The 10294-nt window shown below is 71.9% G+C and carries 7 protein-coding genes; 1 reads left to right on the top strand and 6 read right to left on the bottom strand.

Going from position 1 to position 10294, the window contains the following annotated elements:
• Window positions 1-53: 53 nt before the first annotated feature.
• Genes O145_RS09955 through O145_RS09975 form a run of 6 tightly spaced genes read right to left on the bottom strand, consistent with a single transcriptional unit; the run spans window position 54 to window position 8195 of the window.
• Window positions 54-3485 (bottom strand): WD40 repeat domain-containing protein, encoded by a 3432-nt coding sequence (locus tag O145_RS09955; protein ID WP_043562558.1) that lies wholly within the window; start codon window positions 3483-3485, stop codon window positions 54-56.
• The gene (locus O145_RS09960; RefSeq protein ID WP_043562559.1) at window positions 3485-4021 is read right to left on the bottom strand and encodes a hypothetical protein; all 537 of its coding nucleotides are present in this window, start codon (window positions 4019-4021) and stop codon (window positions 3485-3487) included. Before O145_RS09960 ends, O145_RS09955 begins: the two co-directional genes overlap by 1 nt.
• Window positions 4022-4039: 18 nt before the next feature.
• Window positions 4040-4492, bottom strand: a complete 453-nt coding sequence (locus O145_RS09965; RefSeq protein ID WP_043562561.1) for a hypothetical protein — start codon at window positions 4490-4492, stop codon at window positions 4040-4042.
• Window positions 4492-6372 (bottom strand): hypothetical protein, encoded by a 1881-nt coding sequence (locus O145_RS16555; RefSeq protein WP_052374962.1) that lies wholly within the window; start codon window positions 6370-6372, stop codon window positions 4492-4494. The genes O145_RS09965 and O145_RS16555 overlap by 1 nt, the downstream gene beginning before the upstream one ends.
• A 1-nt stretch (window position 6373) precedes the next feature.
• On the bottom strand, window positions 6374-6595 hold the full coding sequence (locus O145_RS09970) for a hypothetical protein (RefSeq protein WP_052374965.1): 222 nt from the start codon (window positions 6593-6595) through the stop codon (window positions 6374-6376).
• Window positions 6582-8195 carry a hypothetical protein gene (locus O145_RS09975; RefSeq protein ID WP_156966704.1) on the bottom strand — a complete coding sequence of 538 codons (1614 nt, stop codon included), beginning with the start codon at window positions 8193-8195 and terminating at the stop codon, window positions 6582-6584. The genes O145_RS09970 and O145_RS09975 overlap by 14 nt, the downstream gene beginning before the upstream one ends.
• Before the next feature lie 1247 nt (window positions 8196-9442).
• Here O145_RS09975 and O145_RS18180 point away from each other — a divergent pair.
• Window positions 9443-10288 carry a hypothetical protein gene (locus tag O145_RS18180; protein WP_156966705.1) on the top strand — a complete coding sequence of 282 codons (846 nt, stop codon included), beginning with the start codon at window positions 9443-9445 and terminating at the stop codon, window positions 10286-10288.
• Window positions 10289-10294 lie beyond the last annotated feature (6 nt).

Here is a 10294-nt window from a genome sequence, read left to right on the forward strand (position 1 = left end):
GGGGCGGCGGGGGCCGGGTGAGGAGCGCTCAGCCCACCACCCCGGAGTCAGACCTAGGCGGGGCACAGGTCCTCGTAGGGCAGAACGCCCTTCACGTAGGTCCTCCACTCCTCCTCGCTCAGGCCCGACCCCGCGATCGCGCACATCCTGTCGGCCCAGTTCGTCTCATCAGTCCGCACAATGTAGGTGTAGTCGTCCGGTGGAATACCGACCGCATTACCCGGGACCGTGCTGGCGGCCAGGCTCTGGGAGTCCGACCCCCATGCGATGTCCGTGAGATCCAGGCCGTTCCCCGCGAGTATGGTGGGCACGGCCTGGTCGAAGGTCTCGGCATCGACGACGTCGATCCTCCCACCGCCCTCAATGGCCGCGATCCTGGTGCCGTCCGGGCTCCACACGATGTCCTCGGCGGGGTTGAGCAGCTCGCCCTGGCGGAGAACACTGTGATCCTGCCCCGAGTAGACGGTGATCGCGGAGCCCTCGAGCACGGCGAGATCCCCCGTGACCCGGTTGACCGAGATCCGGGAGGCCTGCCCGACGGGCAGCGTCCACTGAGTCATCCCCGATGCCGCATCGAGCGCCACGATCCTGTGCTCGTAGTCCGACGCCCCGGCGCTCCTGTCCGACCAGACCAGGGCGTAGACCATGCCGTTCACCTCGGAGTACTCCAGCCCTCCGACATCATTTCCCAGGCGCCGCTCCGAGAGCAGGCCCCCCTGTCTCCCGGTGTCGTAGACGGCGAGCCGCCCCAAAAGGGACTCGAAGGCGGCCACCAGGCCGGTGTCGCCGAGGAACCTGACGCGCTTTATGTCCCTCCCCCAGGGGCCTCCGCGATCCGGCAGCCCGTCCATGTAGGTGGAGACCACCTCGCCCGAGCCCCGGTCCCAGAAGGCGATGACGCCGGCGCTCTTCTCGCCGTCCTGGTCGCGCGTCGTTATCAGGCCGCTGGCGGCAATGAGGTCGCTGTTCACATCGATATCGTCAACGGTCCAGGTGTCGTCAGCCCACTCGTCGGGAATCCTGAGCTCCTGCGCAATCGTGTAGCCGCCCGGAGCGCTGTCGTCCAGGCTGAGAACTCTCAGGCCCTTGTCGAAGACCTGCACGAACTCCCCGTCCGGCGTGGAGGCGAGCGCCGTCGTCGCCGGTGTCCTCACGGCGGCGGTCCGGTTCTCCTGGCGGTTAAGGGTGACCAGCCTGCCGTCGGATGTGCCGACGACGACGCCGTAGGCATTGTCCGCCGCCCCCACCGCAGTGCCCGCGATCGTCTGCGTCGCGGGCCCCCGCTGGTCGATGTCGTAGTAGAGCACGGTCGTCGCGGTGAGCGCGCCCCCGATCAGGACGGCGATCTGCCCCCGCCAGGTCATCACGACGTCGTGAACGACGGAGTCACTGCCCGGGAGCGCCAGCTCGGTGGCGGCGCTCGTCTCCTGGTCCCACACCTGCACGCCGCGATCCGTCCCCACGGTGATGACCGTGTCATCGCACGCCAGCGCCGTCACCGACCCCCGGTCGCTGACAATGAGCCTCGCCGAGCCGGCCTTGACGTCGTAGAGGTACACCCCGCCCTTGTCGGTCCCCAGAAGAAGGCAGTCGTCATGGCACGTCTCACCGGGAATGTGCCCGCCCATGTAGATGGCGGCCGCCGTGACCCTCACCTCCTCGCCGCTCTTGTCGGCGAGCTTCGGAGGATCCGCATCGCCCTCCGGGTACCCGTAGGGGCTGTACAGGCCCATTTTTCCCGCCTGCCCGATCACTCGCACCTGGCTGCCGTCGGGGGCGACGACGATATTCGGATGATCAGCACGAGCAGGCACTCGCCTGCGCTCCGTGAGCTCGCCCTCGTCGGAGACCCCGATGAAGACCATCTCATTGTCCACGACCGCGACGGCCAGGGTCCCGTCGAGCGACCCCGTCAGACCCCTCACCTCGCCCTCCAGCTCGAGGGAGCCCAGCTTCAGCTCCTTGCTCCACAGCGACACCGTCCCATGGGCATCGCCGCTGATGGTGAAGTCCCCGACGTTGGTCACCCGCGTCACCTGGGCGTCATGGGCGTCCACGGTGCCGACGACGGCGGGGTACTCCTCCGACACCTCGCGGAGCGCGCGCACCGAGTTCATGGACGGGTCCATCTTGTAACCGGCCAGGGCCATGAGCGCCGCCAGCCTCGGGTCGGAGTCGAGCTCCTCATGGGCCCGGGTCGCCAGCTCGGCAGCGGAGGTGCGCAGCTCCTGGGCGCGGATCTGACGCTGGCGGACCGTGTTGACCACCGCGGCGCCGCCTCCGACTCCGGCCAGCACCAGGATGACCACGAGCACCGTTATCATGAGCTTCTTGTTGGCCCTGCTGCGGACAGCCCGAATGGCCTGGGGCACGGTCCGGGCGAACACCACGTCGGGGCTCCCGGACAGGCGGAACCGGATCTCGTTGATCTCCTCGCGCGACTCCTCGGGAACGACGACTCTCCAGTGCTTGTCGGCGGCGGCCCGCAGCTTCCCCTCGTACCCCTGGACCGGCAGGATCTGCCGGCCCTCCACGCGACCCGTCACCGCGCAGGCCGGGTTGAGCGTGCGGCGTCGGAGCACCCTCCCCATCCGGGTGCGCGGCGACAGGTCGTCGAGCCCGACGGCGAGAGCCGCTCCCAGCGAGCCGCCCTTGACGTGGTCCAGCGTCTCCTCCTCGTCGTACAGCCCCCAGACGACGCAGGCGCCCGTCTCGGCCAGACGGCTGGTCCGCCACGCCTCATCGAGCGCGTCGGCGAAGTCCTGGTCGCACTGGATGAAGGCCATGGTCCGCGGATCCGCGTAAAGGCCCGGCGGGCCCCCGCGCAGGCGCTCCAGCCTGAGCAGCGCCCCGAGCCCCGTCCCCGTCGAGCTGTTGTACGTCCGCAGGAGGACAGACACCTGCGCGGGGCTCCCCACCGGTTCGGGGAAGCGGCCTGTGAGGAGCCTGACGAGCAGCTCGGCGAAGCCGGCGGCAGGGGCGTCGGAGCCGCGCAGGACCCCCAGGAGCGGATCGGCGAGGTCGCCCGTCCGGGAACGCTTCTGCTCCTGGTCCCGCACCGCCCCGAAGACCGGCTCGGCGGCCTTCTCGGCGCCCGATTCGGCGCCCGGCTCGGCGCCCGGCTCGGCGGCCTTCTCGGCGCCGGGCGCCGAGACCGCGGAGACGACGCCGTTGGCGGCGAAGGCGTCCAGCGCCCTTGCGACCAGGCCGGCGCGCTCGCGGGGCTCCAGCACCGATCGGGCCAGGGCAGTGACTCCGCGCGCGGCCCGCCCGACCGGGGTCTCAATGAATTCGGAGAACTCGTCCTCAATCCCGTCGTCCCTGGCGCCCGCCGCCAGCACCGCGTAATCGGGGTTGGCGAGCGAGGTCAGGGCGTCGAGCCGCGCAATGTCCTGGGCGGCGACGCACCCCGCTATTGCCCCCAGCCAGGGCTGCTCCCTGGTGCGGACCAGGGTAATGAGTCTCTGCTCATGCTCCTCGCGCACTACTCCACCCCAGACGCATATGCCGACGAGATCCGGTAGTCATTCCATCCACCGAGGTCGAGGCCGAAGACCATGGCCTCATCGTTGCTCAGCGGCACCACGCAGGAGACCGGCTTTCCCAGAGATCCGATCGACTCGCCCTTGTAAGCATTGCCCTGGGAAAGCCCGCCCTCGCACACCAGCTTATCGACCTTGAAGGAGACCCCCAGCTCGACGACGCGGGTCAGGGCCTGCCACGCCTGCGGGGAGACCCCGTCGGGCGGGGGCGGGGCGCTCGCTCCGCCGGACCGGCCGCTCGCCTCCGAGATCGCGGACCGCACGACATCCTCGCCCCGCGTGGAGCTGACATCCTCGGGCTCGCGCCGACCGTGCTCGGCGACATCGACATGCCCCTGCGCGGAGTAGGTGCCGCTGCTGGTCGTCTGGTCGCCGTCGCCCGCGTAGGTCCATTTGATCTGCATGTCGGTGCCGCTGATCTCAATGGCGTTGATGCGCCCGCGCTCGCCCTCGGTGCCGCTCAGGTCGACCCAGGCCACGAGGTTGAAGGCGTCGTCCTACACCACTACCGCATCGGGCCAGGACATATGCCTCTCGGAGCGGGCCGCGCCCTCCTGCTGCTCGCACGACACCGCGGCGGCGATAGCGGCGGAGGGGTCCGTGCCAATGGCCAGGACGTCCGACAACGACGCGCTGGTCACCGCCGACAGGACGTCCTTCCGGAGGCTCACCCGCCCTCCCTGCGCGCCGGCGTCGGGCAGGCTGCCGTTGATCAGACGGCCGCCGGCGGAGTGGTCGCACAGCGCGGGGACCTCCGCGTTCAGCAGCCCGTAGGGATCGACCGTCGTCCCCGCGGAGCTCGCCGTCGTGCTCTGCCCGCCCGACACGCCGCGCCCGCCCGACCCGCCCTGGTCGCCCGACACGCCCGTGCAGGACGCGAGCAGGCAGCAGGCCGCGAGCGCCCTCAGTACGGTCAGCGCCCTCGACGCCGTCGTGCGCCGCGCTCCCATCAGGAGAGCCCCTCGCGGACGGCGGCGCGCAGGCGGTGCCCCTTGGGCAGGGTGCGGGCCGCGTCGATCCAGGCCCGCCGGCCCTCCTGGGTGGAGACCGACCGCACGCTGGCGGAGATGACCGGGGCGAGGTCCTCGTCGAGGTCCCGCAGCGGCCGCGGCGCCCCCAGGGTGACATCGACCCAGCGGTTGTGGCCCGAGATGACCGTGCCGCCGGACAGCAGCCCCCCGGCGTCGGGGGTGAGGACGACGGCGAGCTCCAGCTCCTCGCCCTCGCCGCCCTCGCCGTCGGCGGCGCTTCTGAGCATGGCGACATCCAGGTTGCGGGCGATCCTCGGGTCCGCGGTCACGGTGACGACGACGCGCGAGGCGGTGAGGCCGACCACGTGCAGCTCGAGGTCCCCGACGCGGTTGCGCCCCTCGACCGACGTCGTCGTGTGCTCGGCGGCGGCGAGCACGAAGCGGTCCAGGCGGACCCGCGGCCCGGCGAAGGCGGCCCCGGCGTCGGACTCCCCGGGCTCGGCAGCGGACTCCGCGGCTCCGGCGGCGGGCCCGGCAGACGCAGCCCCCGGAGCCGCCGGCCCCCTCGGGTCCTCGGCCGTGACGAGCTCGCCGAGCCAGGGCAGCCCGGCGTCGAAGACCTCCGGCACGAGCTCGGCGGGCAGCTCCTGCGGGATGTCGTCGAGCCCGCGCCGCCAGGCCCACTGGGTCGCCACCTCCTGCTCGGCGCGCATCGCCTCCCGGCGCGCCCCGAGCCGCGGCGGCCCCGGCCGGGGCACGCTCACGACGTCGACGCACTCGACGCGCGCCGTCCCCTCCAGGGCGGCCTCCCCTACCATGCGGTCCCCGCGCCGGGTGAGCGCGACGAGCAGCGGAGCCCGCACCCCCTCCAGGCAGACCCGGGCGGTGCAGCGCGGCACGCGGCGCCCCGGGGGCAGCCCGGGGGCCAGGGGCGCCTCGATGAGGAGCCCGCGAGCGCCGTCGCGCTCGTAGACATCGCGGCGCACGGCGCCGGTGCGGGTGTCGAAGAGGGCGCGGGCGTTGTTCCCCCAGTCGATGGTGTCCCGCTCGTCCCACACCCCGCTCCCGCCGGCGGGCCCGCGCGGGGCCTCGGTCCACACTGCGCCCAGGCCGGACGGCGCGGGCACGGCGGGCCCCTGCGCCCGGGGCCCCGCAGGCGGCGCGGGCACGACGTCGAAGCCGGCGTCGAGCCTGTCGGCCAGGGCCCCCAGCTCTGCGAGCCGCGCCTCGTCGCCGTGCTCCTCGGCCTCCTCACAGGCCAGGGCGAGGTCCGCGGAGAGCACCGTGCGCAGCCGGTCGGCCACCCGGGAGCCGGCGCCGCGCTCCAGGACGTCCTGGCACACGGCGCGCAGACCCCTCCGGGAGCGCCGCAGCAGGTGGCGGGCCAGGGCGCTGTCGGCGAAGCAGGGGGCGAGCTCGGGGGCCGCGGCCAGGGCCGCCGTCTCAAGGTCGATCAGCGTCCGGTCGGGGGTCGCCCAGGGGCGGCCGTCGTCCGGGGAGGGCCAGTAGCGGCGCATCCAGGTTCCCACCGCCAGGCGGTGGAGGGCCCGGGCGGCGGCGGTGGGGCGCCGGCGCCAGTCGGTCCGGAGCGTCTGGACGGTCCCGGCGGCGGGGTCTCCGGCGAGCGTCCGCTCCGCGGCCGAGGCGACGGACGGGCCGTAGACGGCCTCCACCCAGGCGGGGACGGTGCCGGTCACGATCGTGGCCCCGATGTAGGCCGCGGCGGCGGCGGGGCCCATGCCCAGGTCGCAGAAGACGGAGCCCCCGTCCACCGGCAGCGACGGGCACCCGAGGCTCTCGGCCGGCTCGCGCCCGTCCGGGCAGATGAGCACGCCGTACTCGTCCCGCCGGACGATCACCCTATCCGGCTCCTCGTCCGCCGCACCGGGGGGCGGGGGCGCGCTCGACGGCGGCGGTGGCGGGACCGGGGGCGATGGCGGGGCCGCCCCCGAGGGCGGTGGAGGCGGGACTGGTCCTGACGGCGGTGGCGGGACCGGGGGCGAGCCCGGCGGCGGCGCGGCCGGAGAAGAAGCCCCGGCCGGAGGCGGCGGGGGCGGGACCGGACGGCTCATGACCGCTCACCTCCGTACACGACGGCGGTCTCGTCAGCGTCCTCGCGGCCCTTCTCGATCCATCTGTTGACGTCTTTCAGTATCAGGGAGAACTTGCTGACCATTGTGCTCCACGTCCAGGTTCGGTCGCGCTTGATGAACTCCCAGTAGTGGAGTCGGCTCCACAGGGTGCGCGCGAAGCGCGGAGGAATCCGCTGCGCCAGGTCCTGGGCCCGGAGCGAGCCGAGGCTGAGGGTGCTCGCGGACCAGGGGTCGTCGAGGTCCTCGTCCTCGTCGTCGTAGATGACCGAGCTCGAGGCCTCCAGCGCGTATCTCATTGTCGGCAGCGCCTCCCAGCAGTGGAAGGAGAGAATGCCGGCCAGCCCGCCGCACGGGGCGGGCGAGTAGTCGTGCAGGCGGCGCGCGGCGACATTGTTGCGCCTCTCGATGTCGCCCGGCACGAGGGCGGACGACATCATGCCCTCGAGGAGAACGGCCCGATCGGCCCGGTCCCCCAGCCCGGACCAGTGGCCGCACCGCGACGCCTCGTCGGCCAGAGTCCCCCTCAGGGCCCTGCGGCTGACGGCCCCGCGCATGCAGCGCCGGACCCGCCCCATGAAGTCGAGCTCGAGGACGGCGGTTCCCGCCGTGTCGTCGGCAATACCGGCAATACCGGCATTGCCGGTATTGCCGGCGCACTCGGCCTGGTCGGCGTCGCGCCGGGCCCGCGGGGCGCCGATCCGCCCGAACGGCACACGTCGGCTCAAGGACGAGGCCTCGGCCTTATCGACCAGCAGCTGTTCCGCCTGAAGCTCGAGACCCGCCTCCATCTGCGCGACGCGGGCGCGCACGCCGTCGTCGTCGGCGTCGGGCTCGATAAGTCGCCGGGCCTCGTCCCACGCCCTTTCCATCCCCCCGTCAGCGCTCCGGTTCTGGCAGGCCACGGCCCAGAACGCGTCCAGCACCGGCGGGCCGCCGGCCGCCGCGCCCGCGCTCCCCGCCCCCTCCCGACCCGGGGGCGCGACCCAGCGGGACAGGGCGCCGTCGAGCTCGTCGTGGATCTCCTGGTCGCCCACGAGCTCGATGACGTCGCCGACCGTCGCCTTGTCAGCCACCAGGACGAGCATATTGATGAGGCACTCGCGCAGTGCGGACCGGTCGATGCCGCTGTCCCACGGCTCGAGCCTCTCGTCGGCCACAGCCCGCCAGACCTCGGGAAGCAGGCGCCTGCGCAGCTCCTGCCTGGGGAGCCGGCGGTCGGTCTCCAGGGCCTCGCGGAAATCGGCGGCTTCCTCGTCCTCGTAGTAAAGACCGACGAATGCGGTCGCCCAGCCCAGGCAGCTGAGGATGCTGTCCCGCTGGGAGTCGATGGCCTCGCCGATGCGCGCCGCCTCCGCGGCGGCGACCGAGTGGCGCTCGACCATCCGCGCCCTGGTCGCCAGCCCGCGGGAGTCGAGGATGTCGCCGAGGAACGCCGACCACACATCCTGGCTGGGGAGCCCGACCCTTGCGCCCGACTTGGGCGACCGGCCCCGCCGCTGCAGGCCGATGGTCCACATCCTGACGTCGTCCTCGGCCTGCTCAAGCAGCGATCCCCACGCCGAGCGCAGCACGTTGTCAAGCCTGCTCACCTCCGCGGTGCGCCGCTGATGCCCTCGGTCGGACACGAACTCCGGACTCATCCCCACCCCCGGGCACTCACAGGGTCCCAGCGCCATGTTATGGCATCTCATTGACTGTCGGTACCTCCTCTTCCGGGATGGGGTCGGCCCGCCGCGCCGAGCCGGGCCTGCGCCCCGGTGAGGCGCCGTCACGGACGAGCGCCCCTCCGTGCCGGGGCAGGGCGCGGGGGATAGCGCCCGGGCCCACCCGGGCGCCCGAGCGCCCCTCCGTGCCGGGGCAGGGCTCCCAGGGCTCCCGCTGCCCCACTGCGCCGGGGCAGGGCTCCCGTGTTCCTGTGACGGACACGGGCCGCTCGAGATCGGCCGATCTCCGCACTCCGCGTCGAGATCGGTTCGAGGCGCCGCCTGGCGCTGCGGCCCCTCAGGTCGGTGTCGACCTCCCGGGGGTCTTGTCTTGAAGCGTCCCGGAGGTCGGGCGGAGGCCCGGCGGCGGGCGTCCGCAAGCCCTCTTGAACCGGTCTCGAGCCGGAGATCTACCGATCTCGGCGAAGAGGGCGGCGGAGGTCGCCGGGGGCGGGGTGCGGCGCCCGGGCGCCCGTACGGGGCGCGCCGGAACGTGAACGTACCTTTGCAACGTGAACGAACCCCGTTGGCGTCGGGGCCCACCGCCCGCCCGACCGACCCGGCCCTCAGAATCACTCATCGGGCAGGGACCATGCCCTCGTAGTCTCCACGGTCGGTGGGCGACGCCGGTCAATGAGACGATCGGCCTCAACGGAGCGGGCCGGATTGTCTTCGCACCTCATCTGCCGAGAGCCGGCATTGTCATACGACACCGACTCCATCACAAGTACAACAACTTATACAGGTATTCCGCTCCACAGCCCGGCGGGCGCCATCTAGACTCGCTGCGCCGCAACGCGCACCAGCGACAGGCGAAGGAGGCCAGATGTACTCGCCAGCGGGGACTCACGCAACGGGGCACCGCCTCAGCGCTCGCCGGCGCAGCGGGCGATGTACGAGAGGTGAGGCCGCCACATCACCATGAGGATTCGCCGCCCCGGGCGCAGGCCCGCACGGACGTGCACGCCCACCGCACGGCGCTCATGCCCGGCCGGACGACGCCGACGCGACTCATCAGCACCCATCCCGCCGCCGCGCAATACGGCGGTCATGACCGTATCTGTAACCGTATCTGTCCTATAGCGCCCCTCGGCCGCCCGCCCGAGAGGCCCCCAACCGCCCGAGGAGTCCAGTTGGGAATTGTCATCCGCGACCAGGAGAAGAAGCCGGAGCCCTCCAGCGACTCCGCGAAGGAGCCCAGACGCCCCAGCACGCCGGTAAAGGATCCCAAACGCCCCAGCATCCCGAAGAGGAAGCCGGAGCCTCCCGGCACCCCGGGGGAGAAGTCTCCCGAGACCCCCGACGACCGCACCTCCCCCGAGTCCTCGCGGCCGGAAGGATCTCGGAGGCCTCAGCGAATCAGGAGATCATCAATAAGGCGCAAGAAGCGCAGAGCCAGAAAGCACGTCGTTATAGCCCAGGCCTCGCTCTTCATCCCCTTCGTCCTCGGGGTCCTTCTCACTGTCGACCGCTCCGCGCCCGCCCGCTCGTGCGTCGCGAAGGATCAGTACTCGGCTCTCATGGCCCATCTCGCGCCCGACGACGGCCAGTGGACGATTATCCGCCTCGGAGCGTCCGCCCTCCAGACGGTCGCCCCACTGCTCATCATGTTCGTGGGGTTCATCGCGCTCTGCTGCATCCTCCAGCTGCCCACTTTCGCCTACATAGGACTCAGAAAAGGCAGTCCAGACCGCCTCCTCGTGGAGGCGCTTCGGGCAATGATTGTGCTCGTAACACCAGTATCCCTCGTCCTCGCCTTTCAGCACGCCGACGTCATCCCGGCGCTCCAGGGCTGCGAGCTCCCCGCCCTCACAACCTCGTGGTTCCCCTGGAGCCCCGCCCCGTGGTTCCGCACCGGAATGTCCTGGGTCCTCTTCATTGTCTCCACCCTTCTTCTCACACTCGCTGCATCAATCGTGGCATTCATGTTCTCGGCCCCCGGCCCGCTGCTGGTAGGCACAGGAGAGGACTTCGACTAACGATCG

It is taken from the genome of Actinomyces israelii DSM 43320 (genome assembly GCF_000711965.1).
GTDB lineage: Bacteria > Actinomycetota > Actinomycetes > Actinomycetales > Actinomycetaceae > Actinomyces > Actinomyces israelii.

What these genes read in the sequence shown, in the direction of transcription:
- O145_RS09965 (WP_043562561.1), bottom strand. Translation starts at nt 4,492, where the DNA reads ATGGGAGCGCGGCGCACGACGGCGTCGAGGGCGCTGACCGTACTGAGG.